Source organism: Dyadobacter sp. BE31 (assembly GCF_031457695.1).
In the GTDB taxonomy this organism is placed as follows: domain Bacteria; phylum Bacteroidota; class Bacteroidia; order Cytophagales; family Spirosomataceae; genus Dyadobacter.
Genome location: NZ_JAVDXA010000001.1, coordinates 261,463 through 284,521, shown reverse-complemented (window position 1 = coordinate 284,521; position 23,059 = coordinate 261,463). Strand labels below are relative to the sequence as shown.

Sequence of the window (23,059 nt, the reverse complement as noted above, 5' to 3'; positions counted from 1 at the left end):
AGAATGTAAATGTCAGGCTTTGCCGGTAGAAACCGAAAGGCTTGAATGAGGTGACAATGCTTTGCTTCGCTTTTTGGTTTTGGCCTTTTTGCCCCACCAGATATAAAAACCGGTTATAGGTAAGCTCGTACAGACCAGACTGGCCAGGAAAAACAGGATTTTAGTCGGCAGCCCGCCGATTGCTCCTACATGCCAGGCGTAGTTTGTCCTGCGAAGCCACTGTGCCACATCCAGTTCGGCAATCTGTGGCTGACTTGCAGGCAGCTCTTCGAGCGTGTGCTGGTCGAGGTATACATATCGCCACGATCCGTTGTGCATATCAGTACAAAGATCGATCGGTTCGGAGGGTTTATCGGGAAACGATACGATGATAGCCTCCTTATTCAGCACGCCAATTTCCGTAACACCCTTGCGCCACGCCGCGTCGACATTGGCCATGCTTGCAAGCGGCAGGTTTTGGGTAGTGTCCGAAAACGCTCGCTCGTAGCGCGGAGGCTCCTGCCCGCCGGAAACCATCCAGTAAAAACTCTTATTAAACCATTGAAAACCCATGATCAGCCCGGTAACCGTCAATATCAACGCAATGGTGAGCGAGTAGAAGCCCAGCACATTGTGCAGATCGTAATTGATGCGTTTGAACTTCGCGCCCCATTTGATCGTCAGGGCTTTTTCCCTTTCGGATTTCGTCCACTTTTTGGGCCACCAAAGCACAATTCCGGTGATGAGTAATGTGAAAAATATCAAAGTCGCATAGCTGACAATCCCCGTGCCTATTTTTCCTTCGATCCAGAGGCTTGTGTGGCCGTCGAGAATAAAGTGGAAGAAATCTTCATGATCCACCATGGCTACTACTTCGGCAGTATAGGGATTCACGTACACCAGTGAGTCGGAGTTGAGACTGAAATGGGCCGTCTGGTTTTTACCGTGGTACCACACGCTGTGGATTTCCTTTTCGGGCAATGCCCGTTTCACCGATTTCCAAAGTACCGATGGCGGCAGCATAGCGCTGTTCTGAGGATTTGGCGCATGGAGGTGCTTCATTGTCAGCTGTTCCAGTTCGCTTTCAAAAACGAGAATGCAGCCAGTGAAACCTACTATTATCACCACAATTCCGGAAGCCAGTCCGAGCCAGAGGTGTAGCCAGGCGTTGATTTTTTTAACGATGTTCATTGAATACCAATTCTTATTTCGCCAATCTTTTGAAGTTCCAAAGAGGAGAGTGCCCTTTTGGAAATGAGTAGCACAATCGGTCACTTCCCGAAGGCCGTTTGGTAAAAAATGACTACTGTTTGATCATTGCGTTACGGCGACGGGTATGCTTTCCTTTAAATTGGAAGGCTAAATACCTCTATCAGGACACACTATGGAAATGTACGAAATGCCATGCGGCCGATTTATCGATCCGCTTTCAGACTTCGGTTTCAAACGGATTTTCGGCTCGGAAGCGAACAAGGACATCTTAATCGACTTTTTGAATGTGTTATTCGCCGGAGAAAGGTATGTGGCCGACTTGACTTTCAACCAAAATGAAAATAATGGACAGATATCCATGCTTCGTCGGGCAGTTTTTGATTTATGTTGTACAGGAGCTGATGGCGAGCAATTTATCATTGAAGTGCAGCGTGTGAGGCAGGAATATTTCAAAGACAGGTGCCTATACTATTCGGCCTCTCTCATTCGTGATCAGGTTGAGGCGGGGATTACCAATTGGAAATATGATTTGAAACCGGTGTATTTGATAGGTTTAATGGATTTTTGCTTTGAAGATTCCAGTCAGGATCACTACCTGCACGAAGTACGGTTGATGAAGAGAAGCAACGGCGAGTTGTTTTACGACAAATTTGGCTTGACATTCATCGAAATGCCACGTTTTCTGAAAGCAGAATCTGAGCTTTCCACAGGGCTGGACAAGTGGCTCTATTTGTTGAAAAATTTAAGTAAATTGGATAAGATTCCTGCGGTTCTGGAAGAGACGTTTTATGATAAAGTTTTCAGGATAGCGGAAGTTTGTAACCTAAATCAAGAAGAAAAAATGGCATGGGATGCATACTTAAAGGTTAAATGGGATAATGAAAATTCCATGGATTATGCGAAGAAGGAGGCAATGCGTGAAGGGAGAAAGGAAGGCAGAGAAGAAGGAGTGAAGGAGGGGATGAAGGAGGGAATGCAAACCGGCATTCAAGAGACCAGGCTCCAAGTTGCCCGCAATATGAAAACGAAGGGCTTTGATGCTGAAACTATCTCCGAAATAACCGGGTTGACTCTCGAGGAAGTCCGTAATGCCTGATTGCGTTATTGGTCATTCAGTCGCTCCAGTCGCAAAATGTATTCAGTATCGTCGCTGAACTTCAATCCCTTTTTTAGCGCCCCTGTCCCGGGGTTGAGCAGCCATACGTAACATCCTTCATTTCCTGAATTGACGGTAATGTACACCGTTCCGTTCTCCACCAGCACGCACTGGCGGGAAGTTCCCTTGTCAAGAGGGAGAGGGAGTCGGCTGGTGGTTTGCTTTTCGAGGTCGACGAGGTAAAAGTCGAAATGGGGAACTTTGTAATGATCCTTCATACCTGTGTAAAGGCCTTTCCGCTCCGTTCGCACGATGGCTTTGCCATTGCCAATATACCAAAAGCCGTAGCCATGGTTGTTAATCGCAGATGCTGAGATATTGAAGAAATATTCCGAGTCGATTTCTTCGCTCGACTTTCTGATGCGGAAGATCCCCGTCGGTTTTTCCGGGTAATTCCCCAACGCTATGCCGGGACAGGCTATGAAGTAGAAATCGCCGTTTTCTGTCACAAATGAATGGCTTTGCCGGGTATTCACACCGCCCGGATATACGGAGCGGGTATCTTTGAGTGTTTTCTGCGGTCTTAGCTGCGGATAATCCAAAATGGCGGTGTAAATGGTGTCGCCGGTAGTGTAGTTGTCGAGTGTGTAGGTGTGGTAGCAGTAGCCGATGTACAATTTGTTTTCGAGGAACTGTGAAAAGCCGATGGAGAGCCAGTTATAGTTACCGAACGGCGCGGGAACAGGTACGATACCCTGGCTAATGCTCAGATTTCGGACGTCGATTTTGACATAACGAACCTTACGCGCATCCTCGTCGTAGCCGAGAATCATTAGCGAATCCCGAGACAGCCAGTTGTAATTTTCCACGGACGAGAAGCCAGTAATCGCAATCGCCGTATCCCTTACAAACTCTCCGTTTGCAATTTTGTACCGCACAAATGCGCTTTTGCGGCGATCGATGCTGTAATACCGGCCGTCACGGACGATCAGTTCGTAATATAGCGGCGCCGGTACAACCCGCGCGCCCGATTTTTCCGGGTTAATCTCACCGGAAGCAAGCGAATCGGTTTGAAGGATATATTCTTTGCCATTTTTCATCATGGCATAAATGCTGTATTTCTTTTGGGCAATGTGCTCTTGTTCACCGGATTGCTCCCGACAGCCAGGTAGGAGAACAACGGAAAGCAACGCGAAAGCGACGAAGTGGATAAGACCCCGGTAACGATGTATCATGAGCGAGGTCAGATATTGAACTGATGCATGAGCTGCTTCAACACGAGCGGTGGAAGGCTTGCCATCGCTCCTTCTTCGACGACGATCACTTCGCCGGTCTGCGCATTGCCGCCGTAGTTGAGCGCGATGTAATTTTGGCCTTTTTTCAGAGAAACCTTTTCCCGGTTCTGGGCAGGGTTCGCGCAAGTCCCTTGAAAAGTGAGTTCAATATCTTCCTTGGGGTTGATCAGTACTGCCCCGCAGAAGTCCATAATGCCCGTTTTGCTGTTGATGGCCACATTGCTTTTCGGTGCAATGGAAAGGGTAAATTCCTTCTCGTGAAGCGCCTTGTTTTCGGTTCCGGAGCTATTATTGAGGGAAATGACTTTCTGAGGAGCGGGTTCTTGTTTCAAGCTGTATGCGACCGATCCCAACACGGCGAGCAGGCAGGCTGCTATGGCCGGTTTCCAGAGCGAACGCATGATCGTGCGCTCAGCCTTCGGCGCGGGCGTTTCGGCAGACGCGGGGAGGATAGCAGCGATTTCATTCCACATTTCGGATTGCAGGGCTGTTTTCTCCTCTGGCGAAGGCCATTCCATGGTTTCGTCGGTATCGTCGTTCAGCAGCCAGTCCTCTACCGCAGCCTTTTCTTTGTCGGTGCAGTGCCCATGGTGGTATTTTTCAATAAGTTCTTTACTGATCTTCATTCAAGTACTCCACAGTTCGGTTGGTGATGCTTCCTGAAAGTAAAAGTAGCATAAATTGAGTTTAGCCGTAAGCCGCGGCGGTGATTCTAATGCATATATTCGGTGAGGTTGGCGCGGAGTGTGGTAAGTGCCCTGGTAATGTGGTATTCGACGGCCCGTTCGGAGATCAGCAGCGCCGAGGCGATCTCCTTGTTGCTAAGCCCTTCCTCGCGGCTCATTTTGTACACACGCCGGCATTGGCAGGGAAGGGTGTCGACCAGACCGTCGATTTTGGTTTTGAGGCTATTGTAAAGAATGTCGTTTTCGGTGCAATGCGTGCGGTCGCAATAGTCTGCAAATGCGATCTCGTTATGCTCCCTGCGCGATTTTGTATTCCGGAGGTATTCAAAAACCTTGAATTTCGCCGAACGTAGCAGGTAGCGCTCCACAGAAGTGGTAATTTCCAATTCGTCTTTCCGCTCCCAAAGCGACTTGAAAATCTCCTGCACCATGCCTTTGGCCGGTTCAGGATCGCGGACCGTGTTGTAGCAAACAGCGTATACCTTCTCCCAATGAGCCAGATAAATCTGCTTGAAAGACGTTTCGTCTATCCGGAAAGGAGCGTTGTCGGTTGTATTGGCGGTCATGCAATCGTGGCACAAGCGGAATGGATGAATCAAATATAGGCCTTTGTTTATAATAAGTCCAAATAAGTTTGCTTGCCAATCGCCGGAATAGCACCACCGATTCCCGGAGCGCTGCTGCCGTTTCGCCCCCGGATCCCGACGTTTCGCCTCCCGTCGAATTTCAAACACAGCGTGTTATGCTGAATTTCGGCGTATCAATTCATAAAAATTAGCCAATGAAAGCATTACTATTAGCTATGACATTTCTTTTTGCTGCCAACCTATATGCGCAGGACGGCACGCAGACGATCCGCGGCACGATCCGCGACGAAGTTTCCAAATCGTCGGTGATTGGGGCCTCGGTATTGCTCATCCGGGAAGCTGGGGCTAGTCCGGTAGGGGCGGTTACCGACGTCCGGGGCGATTTCGTGATCGCGGGTGTGCCTATGGGCCGCCAGTCGTTTCAAATTACGATGGTCGGGTATGAACCACAGCGCTTGTCCAATATCGTGGTTACGGCCGGTAAAGAGGTAGTTTTGAATGTAACCCTGACCGAGGCGGTTCAGAACCTGGACGAGGTGATGGTAACCGCCGATCGTAAAAACGATAAGACCAAAACCAATAACGAGCTGTCGCTGGTGAGCGGCCGGTCGTTCAATGTGGATGATACCAAGCGTTATGCGGGTGCATTGGGCGACCCGTCGCGGATGGCCGCAAACTTTGCCGGGGTGGTGTCGGGCGATGATTCGCGCAACGATATTGTGGTGAGGGGGAACTCGCCGTCAGGCACATTATGGCAACTGGAAGGCCTTAATATTCCCAATCCCAACCATTTCGGTTCATTCGCAGCTACCGGCGGGCCGGTGAGTATGCTGAACAACAACGTGCTCGGCAAGTCCGACTTTCTTACCGGCGCCTTTCCCTCCCAGTATGGAAACGCCCTTGCGGCGGTGTTTGACCTGCAACTTCGCGAAGGCAATAATCAGAAACATGAACTGATGGGCCAGGTTGGTTTCAATGGTTTTGAACTGGGAGTCGAAGGCCCGTTCGCGAAAAGCTCCAAAGCATCTTTCCTCCTGAATTATCGCTATTCCACGCTGGGCCTGTTCAAAGCTCTTGGTTTGCAGTTTGGTACCGGAACAGCCATTCCCGATTACCAGGACCTGAACTTTAAAGTGGCCGTCCCGACCGGTAACAAAGGAAAGCTGACGCTTTTTGGAATAACAGGAAGCAGCGACGTGAATTTCCTGGGCAATGAAGTGGACACCACGCTTTCAAATATGTATGGTACCGAAAACACCAACACCCGCGTGAAATATGGCACCAACATTTTTGGATTGGGCTATGAGCACAATCTCACACCCAAAACTTTCGCCAAGCTGACGTTGGGGATGAGCACCACGCGCGAACGGTTTAGTGGTGATTCGATCAGTAACCCGGCGCGTGAAGCTTTCCTGAGCGGCGAGGCAAAATACAACACTTCCAAATATTCGGCAGTGCTGAATGTAAGGCATAAAATGAATGCGAAAAGCAGCTTTTATGGAGGTATCACTATTGATTTGCTGGATTTCGACCTGTACAGCCGCTCGATTTACCAGGGCGGAAAGATCGACACGGTACGCGCGAATGTGAGCGGGGAGAAAACGGTGCTCACACAGGCTTATGCACAATGGAAGCATAGGTTTTCACAGGGGTTAATCTTCACAACCGGACTCCGTTTCCAGCATTATAGCCTGAACAACAACGTGGTCGTCGAGCCGCGGGCCGGTTTGCAATATGCATTCGGAACAGGGCAGTCGGTGAGTGTGGGGTATGGTTTGAATAGCCAGGCGCAGAACATTTATACCTATTTTGTGCAAACTCCGGGAGAATCGGGGTCGGTGCGGACTAATAAGGACCTGGGTTTTACCAAAAGTCATCACTTTGTACTGAGCTATCAGAACCGGCTAACTGAGAATTTGTTGCTGAAAATCGAGCCGTACTACCAGCAGCTGTTTGATGTTCCGGTCGAGCGGCGGGCTTCCGCTTACTCGGCATTGAATATGGGAGCGGCTTTCGGTCCGTCGGATCGCGACAGTCTCGTGAATAGCGGCTCCGGCCGTAATATGGGGGTGGAACTTACTTTGGAAAGGTACTTCAACAAAGGTTATTATTTCCTGCTTACCACATCTTTGTTCGATTCGAAATACAAAGGCAGCGATAAAGTGGAGCGTAACACGGCATTTAACACCAAATATGTACTGAATGTGCTCGGTGGAAAAGAATTCCGGTTTGGAAGCAACAACATCGTGAGCGCGAATATTAAGACCTCATTCGTAGGCGGCAAGTACATTACACCGCTCAACCTGGCTGCGTCGCGGGCGAGAGGAGCGGCAGTTTACGATGAAAACCGCGCTTACTCACTCAGGCAAAGTGCCTATTTCAGAACGGACATCCGTTTCTCCTATCGCAGGGAAATGCGCCGGAGCACGATGGAATTTTCGATGGATTTGCAAAATGTGACGGCACGCAAAAACATTTTCCAGCAAACTTATAACCCACGGACGAACGAACTGGTGAACCAATACCAGCAACCGTTTTTCCCCGTGCCGTATTTCAGATACACATTTTAATTGAATATTGGCGGGTAAACGAGTAGTTTGTCCGCCAATATCGACCCACGATGAAGGAAAAGGCTTACACGCTCGACGACAGGAAATGGCGCATCATTGGCATCCCGCTCATGGGAACGGTCATTGCTGCGATGATCGCCTTTGATGAATTCCTGAAACTGAGCCAGCATTTCTTCCTCAGCGTGCTTTTTTCCACGTTGCTTACGCTTACATTCTGGGAGGGTAACCGGTATATTATCATTTGGATGCGCCGGATTTTTCCGGAATATGGCCAAACCGGCCGGCGGGTAGCCGCGGAGGCCGTGCTGGCGGTCGCCTATGTGTTCCTGGTATCGTTACTGCTCGATGAGCTTTACTACAAACCGGTGTATCATGTGAGCGCACTAGCGATCGGTTTTCGCATCAGTATCGTGCCTACGGTGATCGTGTATCTGGTTTATGAAGCCGTCTATTTTTTTGATGCCTGGAAAATGAATGTGCGGAAGACGGAGGCACTGATGCGCGAGAATGTGCAATCACAGCTGGAAGTGCTTAAAAATCAGCTGGACCCGCATTTTTTATTCAATAGTATGAACACACTGGCCGCGTTGATCGACGATGAGAACACAGCCGCACAGGATTACCTCGAAAGGTTATCGGATGTGTATCGCTATGTGCTTGTGAGCCGGAACAAGAACACGGTATTGTTGAGCGAGGAAATCGCGTTTGTAGATGCTTATGTGTATTTGAATAAAATCCGTTTCAGAGAAAATTTACAGGTTGAAAAGCGCCTGTCGACGGCTGCAATGGCGCAGCATATTACGCCGCTGAGCCTGCAAATGCTCATCGAGAATGCGATTAAACACAATGCCGCCTCGCGCGAGAACCCATTGTATATCGTGATCCGTGACGAGAGCGACGGGTACCTGGTGGTGGAGAACAATATTTCGGAGAAGACCATCCTCGAAAAATCAACCAGGGTCGGATTGCAGAATATTATCAATCGTTACAGCCTGCTGACCGACCGCGAGGTGGAAGTGAAACGCGAGGAAGCACGCTTTATCGTGAGGATACCGCTGCTGAGCCAACCGACAAAATAATAGATGACACCGGGGCGGTTACCGCCCGATTTGCTATGAAAATACTGATCATTGAAGACGAATATCCGGCAGCGGAAAGGCTGGAAAAGCTGATCAAAAAACTCGACCCGCGTGTGGAAGTATGCGCGGTGCTGGAAAGTGTGGAGGCCGGCCGGAAATGGTTCGCGAATGCAGAACCTGTCGATCTTATCTTTTCCGATATCCAGCTCTCCGACGGCCTCAGTTTCCAGATATTCGAGGAATTTCCCGCGCATAGCCCGATCATTTTCACGACTTCGTACGACGAGTACGCGATCAAGGCATTTCGCGTGAAAAGCATCGACTACCTGTTGAAACCCATCAAAACCCCCGAACTGGCGGAGGCTATCCGCAAATACGAAAATATCCGCGAGGACTTTTCACCCAAAGCTTATGCGAGAAAGGTGGAAACGCTCCTCGATAGCTTGGAAATGACCAAAAGGCCATTCAAAACGCGTTTTCTCGTTAAAAATGGAGAACAACTGATCCCGATCAATCAGGAGCATGTTGCCTATTTTTATACAGCTAATGAAATGGCCTGCCTGGTGGCCACCGACGGCCGGCAATATCTGGTGGATTATAAGCTGGAAGAGCTGGAATCGCTGGTCGATCCGCTCAATTTTTTCCGGGTCAACCGTCAGTTTATTGCCCGGATCGATGCCATTCAGAAAATCCACACCTATTTTAATGGTAAACTGAAAATAGAACTCCGCCCGCAAACTTCGCAGGAGGTGGTCGTCAGCCGGGAGAAGGCCCCGGCGTTCAAAGCATGGCTTGAAACGTAGGCTTTGCTATGATTGTGTAACTCATTCGAGAGGTTTTGTAGATTAAATAATAGGTGGTGAGGCATGACAGTGTTTTGTGTCCGCTTTTTTACCTTTGTCTTAATCAACCCTCAAATTATCGGTTTTCCAGGGAAGAAGGGAAGAATCGACAGACTTACACATGATGAAAATCCCTTTCCGCACCTTATCCAGGGCGTTTTTTGTCTGGACCATCCTGCTGGTCATTATACTGGGCTCATTCGTTTTTATGCTGCTGCTCACGCGCGGCAAATCACAAACTATCCGCGAGAACATTCAGGAGCTCCGCAAGGACATGAATGGCTATCAGAAGGTCGATACGTGCATTTCGCTCCTTTATGTGGCCGAGAACAACAGCAGGCTTTTTATCATTACGCAAGATTCCACTTATCTCAAGGCATTTACCGGCGAACTTCATACGGTATCCCGGATCCTCAATGAGTTCGAAAACGAACGTGCGCACCAGCCCTCGGCGCTGTCGAGGCTTATGGAAAGCAAACGGGAAAGCAACGAGGAGTTTATCCGGATGAAAATCATGGTCGACAGCCTTTTTGCGCTTTCGGTGCAACGCAGTGAGCAAATTCAGCAGGAACAAGCTCAACCCAAACCTGCACCCATTCGGGTAAAAAAGACTTCCAAAGTCGATTCCGTGATATTGACTGACACTCAAAAGAAGAAGCGGGGGCTTTTCAAAAGGCTGGCCGATGCCATTGCAAACAAGCGGGGCGATGAGGTTGTCCAGGAAAAAACGAAGGTAATCACCCAGCGCGATTCGCTGGTAATACCATACCTTATGGCGCGCGAGCTCGATCTGAGCCGTTATGACGAATACAATCGGGTAAAGAGGCAGTTGAATGAGGCGGAGCAAAAATTGTTGTTCCTGAATGGGGAGCTGTTTGCTAACCTGCAATTGACCCTTAAATCATTGAAAGCTGCCGAAGAAGAAAAAGCCAGGAAGTTCAGAGGGGTGCTGTTGAGCGAAACATCCGACAAGTTTGAAGAAGTGAACCACCTTTTTTGGGCCGGGGCCCTGGTCGTGTTGCTGATGACGATCATTATCATCCGTAACCTCGTCAAACTGTACCGCAACGACGTAACGATCGTCAAATATGCAGCGCTGGCTACCGAGGCGGCGAGAAACAAGGGCGAGTTTCTCGCGCAGGTTACGCATGAAATCAGGACGCCGCTTAATGCGATCATCGGATTTTCGCAGCTCATGGATTCCGACCGCCTCGAAGGTCAGATGAAGGAGAGTGTCGACGCCATTCAGAGTTCGTCACGGATTTTGCTGACACTTGTGAACGATCTGCTCGATTTTTCCAAGTTGGAACGGGGTAAACTCACGCTGCAATATCAGGTTTTTAATCCGGCGGAGCTCGTAAATGAGGTAGTGTCCCTGATGAGCGTCCTGGCGGGGGAGAAGGACATTGAGATTGAATCCAAAATCAACATAGGACAGCCGGTATGTCTGTCGGGCGATGAGTTCCGAATCAAACAGGTGCTCATTAATTTACTCGGCAATGCGATCAAGTTTACGCCAGCCCATGGCAAGGTGGTGGTGGAAGCCAGTCTGGAAAGTGCCGACGGACAGAAAAAGTATTTGAAAATCAGGGTTAAAGACTCGGGTATTGGCATTGCGCAAGAGCATTTGAAAGAGATCTTTGAAGATTTCAGCCAGATAGACGGCGTTTCGGCAGGCAAGCAGGGCACCGGACTCGGGCTGGCGATATGCAAGCGGATTGTAGAACTGCACGGAGGAAAAATTTCGGTCGAGAGTGTGTTAGGAAAAGGTTCGGAATTCAAGATCGCGATCCCTATGCAGGTGGCCGAAAAACAGAAATCCGCCCCAACCCGGTCGCAAGTGGTTACGCAGGTAGAGTTGCGCGGCAAAAAGGTGCTCGTTGCCGACGATACCAAACTGAACCTCGTGCTGATGAGTAGGTTGCTTGAAAAACACGGGCTTTCTTACGACCTCGTCGGCTCGGGTGACGACGCGCTCGAACTGTTCGAGAAACAACCTTACGACCTGGTGATTACCGACATTAATATGCCCGGCATGGATGGTTCGGAACTGACCCGCCAAATCCGTACCAACCCGGATCCGCTCAAAGCCGCCACGCCGGTAATAGGTTTTACCGGCGATTTGTCTGACCGCGACAAGGACTTTTATGCGAATCTGGGGATTAATGGTGTATTGGGTAAGCCATTTTCCGAGAAGGAATTCTTGTCGGTACTGGCGTCCGTTTTTGGTGCGGGCAGGCTGAGCAACTAAGCGTCACCGGATTTCGATGCGGTTCCAATAAGGGAGCGAATGTTGCTTGTTATCCAGTACCATTGTTGCTTGGTACCGCCCGGGCAGCAAATCGGCCGGTATGCGATAAGCGCCGTAGTAGATCCTTATCGAGTTATCCGCGTATTTAAGATCTTCTTTTACCGCTGCTTTCAGAACTGTAACCTTGCCGTTTAACTTCAATGCGAGGTCGGGGACCTTTTTCTTGTTGTCGAACGGCTGGGCCGCTGCATCTATGATCGCCGGAAAAGGATTTACGAAAAGTTCTTGTCCGCGCGAGATAACCATAGGTTGAGTTTTCCAGATTTCCTCCCATGGAATGCCGGGGCCTCCCGTCCACATTTGTCCGATTGCCTTGACAGTCGAATCCCTGGCGATTACGATTGCGGCTTGGGTGATCAACTGCGTGTTTTCGAAAAATGATACTTTGTACTGACCATCAGGAACCGAGGCCGGAAATTGTGTTCTAAGCGTAGAAAGGTCGGTAATAGTAGCGGGAAGAGTTATTTCGGATGAACTCGCGTCGTTGTGGAGTTTTAACGTATACTTTTGAGAATTCAGAAATATACCACCGTCAAAGTCAATAGTTTTGCCGGTTTGAAAAACTCTGAAAAGGCGATCGGGTTGAACGACAACCAAAGAAACTTTTGCTCTTTTCAATTTCAGCTTTTGTGGGAAGGAGAAAGTCTTTTCGCCATATTCAATACTTAAAGCTGTGCCTTCCGCTTCCATTAGACTAAAAACATCTTCAAAAAAGACAACGCCCATGCCGTTGTCGAAACTTCCCTTCACGTTGACATTTTTGGAGCTGTTTTTTAGGAATGGTACTATTTGTTCTTGCAGGTCGGGACGCTCTGGTACTGATCCCACTCCGGATTTTAGGCGGATCTTGGCCACAGCAGCGGCCGTATTCGCATCACCGGCTTGGAGATCTAAATCGGAAGTTAACTCGGCAGTCAGAGGCCCTTCCTGCTCCACAAAAACTTTGTACGATTTGGTGCGGCTACTGCTCTTGGCAACCATGGTGAAATTCTCAGGAGACGCGGCCCTGAAATGGTATTTTACATGGCCGGCACTGTAAAGCGTTTTCCATGGGTCTAAAACCAGCTCTGCTCCCGGCGCGGCATCGACTTGCAAGTCAACAATATCATCCGTGTATCCTTCGGGAAGAACAATCTGAATGTAGTTGCGGGCCGTGTCTATGGTTACCTCCCGTGCACCGGCGACTTTTATCGATCTCAGAAACAAGTCTTCCTTCAACGTTTTGTCCGGATCTAGTTCCTTTTCCTTTTTACAAGCTGCCAAACAGCAGATTACCAGGGCCAAGAGGTAAAAGCAGACTTTTTTCATAGTGTATTATAACTCGTTGATTGATCTTAGTAAGATCGTACTGATTAAATTCCGCGGCATGCACGCTTTTTATTAACGGAAACACTCATCAAAAAAACACAATCGGCATGGCAAAAACAGATTTTAAATCCATAGACGAATATCATGACACGTTCCAGGGAGAGAAGAAGGATCGGCTGGCGGCAATCCGCAAAGCCATTCGGGAAGTGGCGCCGGATGCTGAGGAAGTGATCAGTTACCAGATCCCGGCTTATAAGTATTTCGGGTTTCTGATCTACTATTCGGCTGCTACCAACCATATTTCGTTGTCGTATCCGTACAGCCAGGCACTGCTGGAAGAGTTCAAAACCGAGCTTTCTAAGTACAAAATGAGTAAGTCGGCTCTCCAACTACCTGATAAGGACCCATTACCCCTCGACCTCATCAAGCGTATTGTTGCATATAGAATGAAGGAAAATGAGCTGGCCGAGGCTTCCAAGCCGCAGAAGGCCAAAAAGAAATAGCCTGACCGGACGGTATGACGTTTCTCAGTATCAGAGCTAAGCGGCGTCAGTTTTCCGGTAGCGGCGGCCAGGTACTTTTGGATGAATTATCAAGACCTCATCCAGATATGATGCCGCATACTTTTCATATCCCGGTCCTCGGGCTGGGATACTCCATCGATACCCCCATTAAGGTCGCCAAATACGGCATTTCCTCAGTCGCATCCATTGTCGACGACGAGCTCATCGAGCGTATGCGCATACACTACGCCCGCCAGCGCGGCGAAGATGATACGCCCATTACCAAATCCGATCCGGACTACCGCAGCCGCCGGATCACCACTTATCTCGACTTGATGCACCGCATTGTGGAGGAAGAATTTGAAAACCTGAAAAGCCAGCCCTTCGGCACCGGTAGCGATATCGACCGCTATTTTGATTTGCTACCGGCCGATTCGAAACTGAAACTCCGGTATGAAGCGATGCTCACAATGCCCGACGGCGTGGAGAAGGACGCGGAAGCATCGGCGCTACGGGCCCAACTCGTGCCAGGGAGTATCGATGTAAACATCATGTCGAAGGTGGATAAAATGAACACCGATTCCGATGGGAACCTGCTCGACGATATTTATACGGACGCGCTGGCTGCACTACGCGGTTTCGCATTAAGCCGGTTGTCGTCATCGATCATCCTTTCCGCAGGCATGAACCCGCATTTGTACAGTTATCTGGAAGCTTTTGCCGATTTCCTCCCGAACGGGGAAGGGAATTTTCGCAAAAAGGTAATTCTGAAAGTAAGTGACTATCGCTCGGCGTTGATCCAGGCGAAGTTCCTGGCCAAGAAGGGTATCTGGGTTTCCGAATTTCGGATTGAGTCGGGACTGAATTGCGGCGGACACGCATTTGCCACGGAAGGTAATCTGCTCGGCCCGGTGCTGGAAGAATTCAAAAACCGGCGTGACGAAATGTTTACCGAGTTGTTCGCGTTGTACGGGGCTGCGTTGGAAGGTAAGGGGATCGCGCTCATACATGCGCCGCGTACGCGCATATCCGTGCAGGGTGGCATTGGGACCGCAGCCGAAAACGCCTTTTTGCTGGAACATTATGGCATAGAGGCCACGGGTTGGGGGAGTCCCTTCCTCTTGGTTCCCGAAGTTACCAACGTGGATAAGGTTACATTGAACGAGCTGGCCAATGCCGATAGCGATGCCTATTATGTAAGCGATTCATCACCTCTGGGCGTACTTTTTAATAATTTCAAAAACAGCACGGCTGAAAAACAGCGCCTCGAACGCATTACAAAAGGGCGCCCGGGGAGCCCGTGCAACAAGCGGTACCTTGTTTCAAACACCGAATTTACCACCGAGCCAATCTGTACTGCTTCGCGCGAGTATCAAAATCTGAAAATTAAACAGTTGCTCGCACTCGACCCCCAGCCTACCGACTTGCAAAAACAAATAAACGCAGTAACCGAGAAGCTATGCCTTTGCGAAGGGCTAAGTACCGCGGCACTCCTCAAAAACGACTTGATTAAGCCTCGCGAAAACAATGCAGTAGCCATTTGCCCGGGACCTAACCTCGCCTTCTTTTCGGGGATTTACACACTAGATGAGATGGTAGGGCATATTTATGGGAAAATAGACCTGCTTGCCAAGCACCTGCGGCCGAATATGTTCATCAACGAGCTGAACTTGTATGTGGATTATCTCAAAAAAGATGTAGAGCGGCATGCCGCTGCGCTGAATGATAAGAAGGCCAAATACTTCTCGAAATTCCGCGCTAACCTGCTGGAAGGCATTAATTATTACAAAAAACTGATTCCCGAAATAACGAACCAAACTGTGGCTTACCGGCAGGAGATGATGGCACAGTTGGAAGCGATTGAAGGCCGGCTTTTATAGCTTGCCCGTCTTATCCATATCGCCCGAATGGAAGAGACGGATTACGGCGTCATAATCCGGATGCGTCTTCCGAACCAGGATAGAGGCATACACGGTTAGTTCTGATCTGATTAAATGATCATTTTCGTCGATCCTCAAATCCGTTACAGTGAACTCCCCGTCTTGCTTTTCGATGGATGGGTCATTGATCACGTCAAACCATCTGTTGAATTTAAGGTATCGCTTGTACCCTTTGCCGTCAAATGGGTCGCAATAGTAGACAATTATAGCGTCGTTTCCCCTCAGGAAATTGGTCAGGATGTCCAGCACAGTGTTTCTGAGCCGGACATCCAAGCCGATAGATGGTTTGTCTGTTTTAATAAGGAAGCTGTGAACATTCCGGATTTCGGGATTGTTGGGGAACCATCTTCCATCCAAAGGTGCATGCACAGTAACGGCGACATTTTGTGCCGTGGTGAATTGGTATAATTCTCCAAATTGCTGGTATGGATAAATTTCAACCAAGCCTTACGCCCAATGCATGAAGTTCCTCCAATGTCATTTCGCCTCTTTCGTACGCTGCAATGTCCCGATGTGTCTGCATCATTCTGGCAAGCAGAATTTCCATGGTGAGCTTCTCAGGGTGTTTTTCGGGCGTAGATGCGTCAGAAGTATCCGGTGCGTTCGCAGGTGTTGATTGTTCCATAGTTTGAAAGATTTATATGAAGTTCTTGTCAAAACTAGGGAAAGAAAAAGGGTTATTATCGCATTAAGCCCATGGATGAATAAACGTCAGGTAAATGAGTTTGAATGGTAGTTTTCAATTATCCTAAGATTCTAATTTCGCATCCGCACCAACTTCTCATACTCCAAAACCGTAATCTGGCTGCCTTTCATATCCACCAGGCGTTCGTCCTTGAAATCCGAAAGCGTGCGGATGACGGTTTCGGTGGCGGTACCTACCATGGAGGCAATATCCTCCCGGGTAACGGCCATGGAGAATGGCTTCGAGCGGTCTTCCTGATACCGTTGTACAAGCATTACCAGCGCCTGCGCCACACGTTTCCGCACCGAGTTATAGGCAAGTTGTAAAAGCCGCTCTTCCCGCTCTTTGATCTCATTGGAGAGCATCCGGATGAATTTAGAAGCCACTTCGCGGTTACCTTGGAGCAGGTTAAAAAAATCGTCTTTCGGGATCATGGCCACCTCCGACTTCTCCAAAGCAATAGCAGTTTCTTCATAAGGCGCACCTTGCAGTAGATCGAGGTAGCCGAAAAACTCGCCTTCTTTCAGCAGATCAGTGATGTATTCCTTGCCATTTTCGTTGGACTTATAGGCCTTCACCTTCCCTTTTTGCAGGAAAAATACATGCGACGGGAAGCTGCCTTCGGTGTAAATCGTCTCTTTTTTTCGCAACACTTTCACCTTTTTGTCCTCCGCAAGTTTCACGATCGGGTCGAAGGCCTGTGCTTCCTTAATGAACTGGTCGAAGCCGTCGGCAGAGCGTTCGAACTGCTTTTTCAGCCGGTCGCTCTTTTTGAGGCGCATTTCGACGGCATTCAGCAGCTCTACGTCGTCGTAAGGTTTGGTAAGGTAATCGTCGGCACCCATGGTCATGCCTTTGCGGTAATCCTCCTTCTCGGCTTTGGCGGTCAGGAAAATGAATGGAATGGATGCCGTGCGCTCGTCCTTGCCGAGCATATGCAGCACGCCGTAGCCGTCGAGCTCGGGCATCATAATGTCGCAGATGATCAGGTCGGGATGGTGCTGGCCAGCCTGTTGCACGCCTTCCTTGCCGTTTTGAGCGGTGATTACCTCGAAGTTGGCCAGTTCCAGAATCTCGGCCGTATTTTCCCGCATTTCGGGATTGTCTTCTATTAAAAGTATTTTTCTCGCTTCCAAGTTGGATACTGTTTGTGTCAGGATTCGATTTTAACGGACGCCGGCTCGCGGTTAGGCAGTTCCACGAAAAATGTGGTGCCAATGCCGATTTCGCTTTCGAAGCGCACTGTGCCGCCCATGAGCTCGATATAGTTTTGTACAATGTTGAGACCCAGGCCCGTTCCTTGCGCGTTGCCGGCGTTATTGGCACGGAAAAACCGGTCGAAAATATGACCCTTGTCTTGCTCCGGAATACCAATGCCCTGATCCTGCACCTCGATACGGATCAGCCCGCTCCAATTTTTGACTCTCAAATGGATCGATTTGCCCGAATCCGAGTATTTGATCGCATTCGAAAGCAGGTTGAAAAGCACGTTGCGCAAAAGCTGCTTGTCGAGCCAGGCATGGGCTTCCCCGTCATAAGTCACAAACATTTCCTGGCCGTCCTTGCAAAGCCCCCTGATTTCCTCAATCAGGTTTTTGCAAAATGCGCTCAGATCGGTAAGTACCGGAATGCAGTGAATGCGACCTTCTTCGAGCTTGCCGATCGACAGGAAGTCATTCAGGATCTCGGTCAGGTTGGTAACGGTCGATTTGATACGCTGGACGTGTTTCTGGCGCTTATCTTCTTCCTCGGTGCGCGAATACCTGCCTATGAGCGATGCCGACGACAGAATGGTCGCGAGCGGCGTCCTGAACTCATGCGACGCGATGGTAACGAACTGGCTCTTCATATTGTTCAGCTCGCGTTCCTTCGTCAATGCGCGCACAACCTCTTCCTGCGACTGCTCAATGCGCCTGATCGCCGCTGCCAGTTCTTCGGTGCGTTGCTGCACGCGGATTTCCAGTTCGGCATTTAGTTTTTGTATTTCAAGGTTTGCCTCGATAATGCGGCTTTCCTGCTTTTTGCGCTCGGTAATGTCAATCACAAAACTCACGACAAACTCGCCATCGCTGGTTTTGAAAGGGCTTAGACTGACCTCCACGGGAAACTCGCTGCCATCCTTGCGCCGGGCGAAAAGATCCATCATATGCCCCATACCACGGGCACGGGGGGCTTCGAGGTACTCGTCGCGATAGCCCACATGGTTTCTGTTGAACCGTTGGGGAATCAGCGTCTCGACTTTCTTGCCGATCAGCTCGCGATCCGAGTAGCCAAAAAGCTCTTTGGCCTTGGGGTTAAGCATTACAATGTTCGCCTGCTTGTCCACCACTACGATCCCTTCGGTCGCGTGCTTGAACAGGGCATCCAGCATCTCGATGTGCCGTGTCATCACCTGTGTATGAATTAAAATATCCGTATCAAACATACCAAAGTACAGGACACAGGTGAACACCGCAAGAATTCATGATTAAACTGTTTGACTAAAAAGCGTTGTTTGAGGCAAATCGGACCAGAGGCGCGCATCGAAAGCCATGCACACATTGCGTACGAAAGCCTTGCCTTTCCCGGTGATTCTCAGTCGGAAAGGCTCTACTTCCACCAGCCCGTCGAACTCCATTTCGGAAAGCCTTTCCAGCGCCTGGTATAGTTCCATGCAAACTTCCGAAGTACTGCCCCAGGAAGTTTCGAAATTGGTCATCAGCCGTAGAATATGCTTTCTCAGAATCAGGTCTTCGCGGCTCAGCTCGTGGCCGCGGAATATAGGCAGCTCATTGGCAGCGAGCTTTTTGTAATAGTCTTCCACTTTCTTCTCGTTCTGGGCATATCCCCACCACGAGTCGGAAATAGACGATGCACCAAGGCCGATCAGCAGCTGGGTCCGGGTGTCGGTATATCCCATGAAGTTCCGGTGCAACCGCTCTTGTGTGGCAGCTTTGTAAAGTTCATCGGATCGGAGCGCAAAATGGTCCATGCCGATATCCTCATACCCGGCGAGTTCGAGCGCATTCCGCCCGGTTTCGTAAATCGCAATTTTATGGTCTGCATCGGGCAGGTCTTTTTCGGTATAGCTGCGCTGGCCGGGCTTAATCCACGGAACGTGGGCATAGCTGTAAAATGCGATCCGGTCGGGTTTCAGCCGGATTACACGCAGCATAGTCTCCATCATAGAGCAGTTTTTTTGCTGTGGCAGGCCGTATACAATGTCGTAATTGACGGACGTGTAGCCGATTTCGCGGGCTTTCAATGTGAGGTGTTTGACCTGCTCAAAAGTCTGGTGCCGGTTGATAATGGCCAATACTACCGGATTAAAATCCTGCACACCAATGCTGATACGGCGGAATCCGACGGAGTACAATGCTTCCAGGTGCGCATCGGTGGTATTTCCCGGATGCGCCTCGAAACCGAACCGGGCATCATCGTGTACAAGCGCGTCGGCAAGGAGGCCATTCACGAGTTTCACCAGGTTGGCAGGACTGAAAAATGTAGGTGTGCCCCCGCCCAGGTGCAACTCCCGGATTACCGGTTTCTCTTCTCCGAACAGTTCGCAATACATCTTCCATTCCTTCAAAACGGCCTGGATATATTTGCTTTCCACCGCATGGTTGATCGTGATGCGCGTGTTGCAGCCGCAATAGGTACAAAGGCTCTCGCAGAATGGCAGGTGAATGTACAGGCTGATACCTTCCTTCTGGTTCGAAACCGAAAATGCATCTTGTACCAGCTCTTTCCATTTGCTGACGGCGGGAGGTGTCTTCTGCCAGTAAGGAACGGTCGGGTAGCTGGTGTAGCGTGGCCCCGGAATGTTATATTTAAAGAGCAGGTCCTTGTCCATTGGTCAAAGTTTTGATGTAGATCATTGATCAAAACTACCGAGGACAGGAGGGGAAAAACATGACTTTGGTCATGCAAAAAACAGACTTCTAACCGGCTTTTACATAGCTCCAACCTTCCTGTTGCAATACTATGAGCTCGGCAATCCCGGAGGGAATCACTTCAATGCCCTCTATCAGTTCTGTTGCTTCCACACCGTTGGCGACGAGCATATTGCGGCACGCGGCGATGGTAACATGCTGATTGAGTAATGCTGTAATATCGCCGGCAAATGTATTTCCTGCGGTGCAAAACGGCATCGAAGAACCGTGGCAAACGATACGGACATCAACTGTTTCGCCCAAATGCGCAAGCAGGTTGCCGACTTGCCGGATCATACTGCGATGGACTTTGGAATCGTCCGAGGTGAGCTGGATAATGGCTTTGTAGGTTTTCATGCCGGCAAGGTAAGTCATCCGGCGCGCTGGTTCAAGCAGTTCAGCGGCAGATTGTGATTCCGGCAGCAGGTTTCGAATGGTCGGGGTAGGAGGTCATGACCCCGCGGGCTACCAGCCAGATGCCCGCAATGGCCACCAGCAGCGGTGTAAGTTTACGGATACGCGTTCTCAGCGCGGGTGTAAATTGTTGTTTTGCAATGCCCAATGCGAGCATGGCAGGCATGGTGCCCAGCCCGAATAGCGCCATAAACGCGCCGCCGCCCCAGCTACTGCCCGTGGCGACCGAGCTGACGAGCGCCATATACACCATTCCGCAGGGAATGGCGCCGTTGAGTGTGCCGAGTAACAACATACCCGGTAAATCGCCCCTTTTAAGGTAGAAGCCCATTTGTTGCTTCAACCGATTGATTGCTTTTTGCCAGAACAGCGGCATATGCAACCGCTGCTCCAACCCCGCGGGCCAGAGCGCATAAGCCAGCATGCCCGCCCCGACCGCGATGGAAGCATACCGGAGCACACCCAGCCAGGCCAGCGAGGCGCCCAGCGAACCTATGACGATACCGAACATCGCGTACGTAAGCGCGCGTCCCGCATTATACGCCAGCACGCCCGCGATCTGGCGCGTACGCGTGCCCTTATGCACGGGCAATGCAAGCGCGATAGGCCCGCACATGCCTACGCAATGGAAACTGCTGATGAGCCCCATCGAAATGGCAAGGTAGGGCAGGACGGTGATCATCGGTTAAAGATTGTTGTGGTCAACCACCACCACGCCCTCACTCCAGTAGGTTTCGTTTCCTCCCTTCCAGTCGAACTGGATTTTGTAGCGCCCTGCCGGGATCTGTGACAATGCGACGGTCTGTCCGTTGCCGTTCGAGTCGATCGCGAACTGGCGATCGTTGCGGTCGTCGGACGGGCAATACATGCGGATTTGCCCCGAAATGCTCGAATCGGCGAAGGTTGCCGGATACCGGATTTGTAAGGCGTTGTCCTTGATTTGCCACGATAATGGCTCGGTCAGTTCCGCGGCGCGTTGCAGTTTGTCTATCTTACCCTGGAATTTCAATTCTTCCTCGTAGTAATGGTCCGTTACAAGATCGATTTTTTGCCCCGCGCTCATCCCTACCAGCAGCAGTATCATCGATACAAAGCTGACATAAACCGAGGCGATAAGTGCTTTCCAATTGACTTTCATGGTGATTTATAAAATAGGTTAATAGGTTATTCTTCCGGCGCGATGAACGTGGTTTCGAAGGTTTCCAACTGCTGGTTACCCTGCAAAACCGAGAGTTTTAATACCGTTTTCCGGCTTTTCAACTCGGATTTTGGGATAATCACAAACACGGTTCCCTCGGACATCCCCGCAGCTTCCAGCGTCAGATCGGGTGATCCGGCGAAAAGAAGCTTGCCGTGCGGGGTGTCGAGGTGGAGGGAGGGTTTGATGATATGGTTCGTTTTGTTGAATATCTTGAAAGTGTACAGGTTGCTGATCGTGCCGTCGCTGTTTTCGATGTAACGGCTGCCCGGCGCGCGGAAAAGGGTGGTTTGCGTATCGGCACGGGTGGCCACTACAAATCCCAATGCCGACCAGAGCAGCAGCAGCACCGCCGCATAACCCCACGTGCGCGGGGTGATCACTTTGGCGGTTTTTTTCTCGATCACATTCTCTGACGTGTAGCGGATGAGTCCCCTGTCGAATCCCACTTTGTCCATAATCGCGTCGCAGGCGTCAATGCAAGCGGTACAGTTCACGCATTCCATTTGAGTGCCGTTCCGGATATCAATGCCGGTCGGGCACACGGCCACACATTGGAAGCAATTGATACAATCGCCTTCGGTTCGGCCGGTACCTTTGTGCAATTTTCCCCTCGGCTCACCACGTTTGTGGTCGTATGCGACATTGATGGAGTTCCGGTCGAGCAGCACGCTTTGCAGGCGGCCATATGGGCACACCACCGTGCAGGCCTGCTCGCGTAGCCATGCGAAGTTCCAGTAGAACACCGCCGTGAAAATGACGATGCCGGAAAAGAGGCCGATATGGTCGTCGATAGGTTCGGAAATGATCTTGTAGAGCTCGTCGGTACCCAGCACGTAGGCCAGTAGCAGGTTGGCAATGGCAAAGGAGATAATCAGGAAAATGGTGTATTTCAAACCCTTTTTCATGATTTTTTCGGAAGTCCATGGTGCTTTGTCCAGCAGCTTTTGCTTTCCGGCGTCGCCTTCAATGGCATATTCGATTTTGCGGAAAACCATTTCCATAAAAACGGTCTGCGGACAAGCCCAACCGCACCACAGCCGCCCGAAGACAGTGGTGAACAACACGATAAATACGAAAAACGAGAGCATCGTAAGCCCGAAAAGCCAATAATCCTGCGGCCCGATAAAGATGCCGAAGAGGATGATTTTCCTTTCAATCACATTCAATAGCACCAGCGGCTGCCCGCCGATACGGATGAACGGCGTAACGAACAGCAATGCGATGATCAAAATGCTGAACACCACCCGGCGGTTATGCCATTTGCCTTCCGGGCGTTGGGGATAAAGCGGGCGGCTGTCGGCTTTGATACTTCGGACTTCGGCTTTCGGCTGTCGGCCGTCGGCTTTCTGTTTTTGCAAGCCCTTATTTGAGTCGTTAGTAGTTGCGTTTTCCATTGGAAATGTAATTGTTAATGGCTCGTAACCACCGGAGTCCTATTCG

General features: G+C 50.1%; 21 protein-coding genes. 7 read left to right on the top strand and 14 right to left on the bottom strand.

Features of this window, described 5'->3' with window-relative positions; all coding sequences use genetic code 11:
• Nucleotides 1-12: 12 nt before the first annotated feature.
• Nucleotides 13-1,170 carry a PepSY-associated TM helix domain-containing protein gene (locus tag J2Y43_RS01160; protein WP_309981623.1) on the bottom strand — a complete coding sequence of 386 codons (1,158 nt, stop codon included), beginning with the start codon at nt 1,168-1,170 and terminating at the stop codon, nt 13-15.
• A gap of 193 nt (nt 1,171-1,363) precedes the next feature.
• Here J2Y43_RS01160 and J2Y43_RS01155 point away from each other — a divergent pair, with 193 nt between their 5' ends.
• A complete protein-coding gene (locus J2Y43_RS01155; RefSeq protein WP_309981624.1) occupies nt 1,364-2,287 on the top strand; it encodes an Rpn family recombination-promoting nuclease/putative transposase in 924 nt (307 codons plus the stop codon).
• Nucleotides 2,288-2,292: 5 nt separating this feature from the next.
• On the opposite strand, the gene J2Y43_RS01150 is transcribed toward J2Y43_RS01155, so the two are convergent.
• From J2Y43_RS01150 to J2Y43_RS01140, 3 genes are all read right to left on the bottom strand, one after another.
• Nucleotides 2,293-3,522 (bottom strand): DUF4374 domain-containing protein, encoded by a 1,230-nt coding sequence (locus J2Y43_RS01150; protein ID WP_309981625.1) that lies wholly within the window; start codon nt 3,520-3,522, stop codon nt 2,293-2,295.
• 8 nt (nt 3,523-3,530) lie between these two features.
• Nucleotides 3,531-4,208: a hypothetical protein gene (locus J2Y43_RS01145; RefSeq protein ID WP_309981626.1), complete on the bottom strand. Its 678-nt coding sequence runs from the start codon at nt 4,206-4,208 to the stop codon at nt 3,531-3,533.
• A gap of 86 nt (nt 4,209-4,294) precedes the next feature.
• Complete coding sequence (locus tag J2Y43_RS01140; protein ID WP_309981627.1) at nt 4,295-4,867, bottom strand: RNA polymerase sigma-70 factor; 573 nt, start codon at nt 4,865-4,867, stop codon at nt 4,295-4,297.
• A gap of 182 nt (nt 4,868-5,049) precedes the next feature.
• Between J2Y43_RS01140 and J2Y43_RS01135 the strand changes: the two genes are divergently transcribed.
• The 4 genes from J2Y43_RS01135 (at nt 5,050) to J2Y43_RS01120 (ending at nt 11,597) form a co-directional block, all read left to right on the top strand.
• Complete coding sequence (locus J2Y43_RS01135) at nt 5,050-7,425, top strand: TonB-dependent receptor (RefSeq protein WP_309981628.1); 2,376 nt, start codon at nt 5,050-5,052, stop codon at nt 7,423-7,425.
• 50 nt (nt 7,426-7,475) lie between these two features.
• Nucleotides 7,476-8,504, top strand: a complete 1,029-nt coding sequence (locus J2Y43_RS01130; protein ID WP_309981629.1) for a histidine kinase — start codon at nt 7,476-7,478, stop codon at nt 8,502-8,504.
• 35 nt (nt 8,505-8,539) lie between these two features.
• Nucleotides 8,540-9,307 (top strand): LytTR family DNA-binding domain-containing protein, encoded by a 768-nt coding sequence (locus tag J2Y43_RS01125; protein WP_309981630.1) that lies wholly within the window; start codon nt 8,540-8,542, stop codon nt 9,305-9,307.
• 160 nt (nt 9,308-9,467) lie between these two features.
• On the top strand, nt 9,468-11,597 hold the full coding sequence (locus J2Y43_RS01120; RefSeq protein ID WP_309981631.1) for an ATP-binding protein: 2,130 nt from the start codon (nt 9,468-9,470) through the stop codon (nt 11,595-11,597).
• 3 nt (nt 11,598-11,600) lie between these two features.
• Here the strand turns inward: J2Y43_RS01120 and J2Y43_RS01115 are convergent, their stop codons facing one another.
• Nucleotides 11,601-12,965: a hypothetical protein gene (locus J2Y43_RS01115; protein ID WP_309981632.1), complete on the bottom strand. Its 1,365-nt coding sequence runs from the start codon at nt 12,963-12,965 to the stop codon at nt 11,601-11,603.
• Nucleotides 12,966-13,072: 107 nt separating this feature from the next.
• Between J2Y43_RS01115 and J2Y43_RS01110 the strand changes: the two genes are divergently transcribed.
• Both J2Y43_RS01110 and J2Y43_RS01105 read left to right on the top strand, forming a co-directional pair.
• Complete coding sequence (locus tag J2Y43_RS01110) at nt 13,073-13,468, top strand: DUF1801 domain-containing protein (RefSeq protein WP_309981633.1); 396 nt, start codon at nt 13,073-13,075, stop codon at nt 13,466-13,468.
• Between the two features lie 107 nt (nt 13,469-13,575).
• Nucleotides 13,576-15,348 (top strand): hypothetical protein, encoded by a 1,773-nt coding sequence (locus J2Y43_RS01105; protein WP_309981634.1) that lies wholly within the window; start codon nt 13,576-13,578, stop codon nt 15,346-15,348.
• On the opposite strand, the gene J2Y43_RS01100 is transcribed toward J2Y43_RS01105, so the two are convergent.
• The 9 genes from J2Y43_RS01100 to ccoG all read right to left on the bottom strand — a co-directional run bounded on the left by J2Y43_RS01100 (nt 15,343) and on the right by ccoG (nt 23,013).
• Entirely contained in the window at nt 15,343-15,777 is a 435-nt protein-coding gene (locus J2Y43_RS01100) for a DUF6169 family protein (RefSeq protein ID WP_309981635.1), read from the bottom strand. The genes J2Y43_RS01105 and J2Y43_RS01100 overlap by 6 nt on opposite strands.
• A gap of 67 nt (nt 15,778-15,844) precedes the next feature.
• Entirely contained in the window at nt 15,845-16,033 is a 189-nt protein-coding gene (locus tag J2Y43_RS01095; RefSeq protein WP_309981636.1) for a hypothetical protein, read from the bottom strand.
• A 131-nt stretch (nt 16,034-16,164) separates the two neighbouring features.
• Nucleotides 16,165-17,229, bottom strand: a complete 1,065-nt coding sequence (locus J2Y43_RS01090) for a response regulator (protein WP_309981637.1) — start codon at nt 17,227-17,229, stop codon at nt 16,165-16,167.
• A 17-nt stretch (nt 17,230-17,246) separates the two neighbouring features.
• Nucleotides 17,247-18,482, bottom strand: a complete 1,236-nt coding sequence (locus J2Y43_RS01085; RefSeq protein WP_309981638.1) for a PAS domain-containing sensor histidine kinase — start codon at nt 18,480-18,482, stop codon at nt 17,247-17,249.
• Nucleotides 18,483-18,560: 78 nt separating this feature from the next.
• Complete coding sequence (gene hemN / locus J2Y43_RS01080; protein WP_309981639.1) at nt 18,561-19,925, bottom strand: oxygen-independent coproporphyrinogen III oxidase; 1,365 nt, start codon at nt 19,923-19,925, stop codon at nt 18,561-18,563.
• Between the two features lie 88 nt (nt 19,926-20,013).
• Nucleotides 20,014-20,361: a DsrE family protein gene (locus tag J2Y43_RS01075; RefSeq protein WP_310226373.1), complete on the bottom strand. Its 348-nt coding sequence runs from the start codon at nt 20,359-20,361 to the stop codon at nt 20,014-20,016.
• 40 nt (nt 20,362-20,401) lie between these two features.
• Nucleotides 20,402-21,100 carry a sulfite exporter TauE/SafE family protein gene (locus J2Y43_RS01070; protein ID WP_309981641.1) on the bottom strand — a complete coding sequence of 233 codons (699 nt, stop codon included), beginning with the start codon at nt 21,098-21,100 and terminating at the stop codon, nt 20,402-20,404.
• Nucleotides 21,101-21,103: 3 nt separating this feature from the next.
• Nucleotides 21,104-21,556, bottom strand: coding sequence for a FixH family protein (locus J2Y43_RS01065; RefSeq protein WP_309981642.1), 453 nt, complete (start codon nt 21,554-21,556; stop codon nt 21,104-21,106).
• A 26-nt stretch (nt 21,557-21,582) separates the two neighbouring features.
• Nucleotides 21,583-23,013: a cytochrome c oxidase accessory protein CcoG gene (gene ccoG / locus J2Y43_RS01060; RefSeq protein ID WP_309981643.1), complete on the bottom strand. Its 1,431-nt coding sequence runs from the start codon at nt 23,011-23,013 to the stop codon at nt 21,583-21,585.
• Nucleotides 23,014-23,059: the final 46 nt, after the last annotated feature.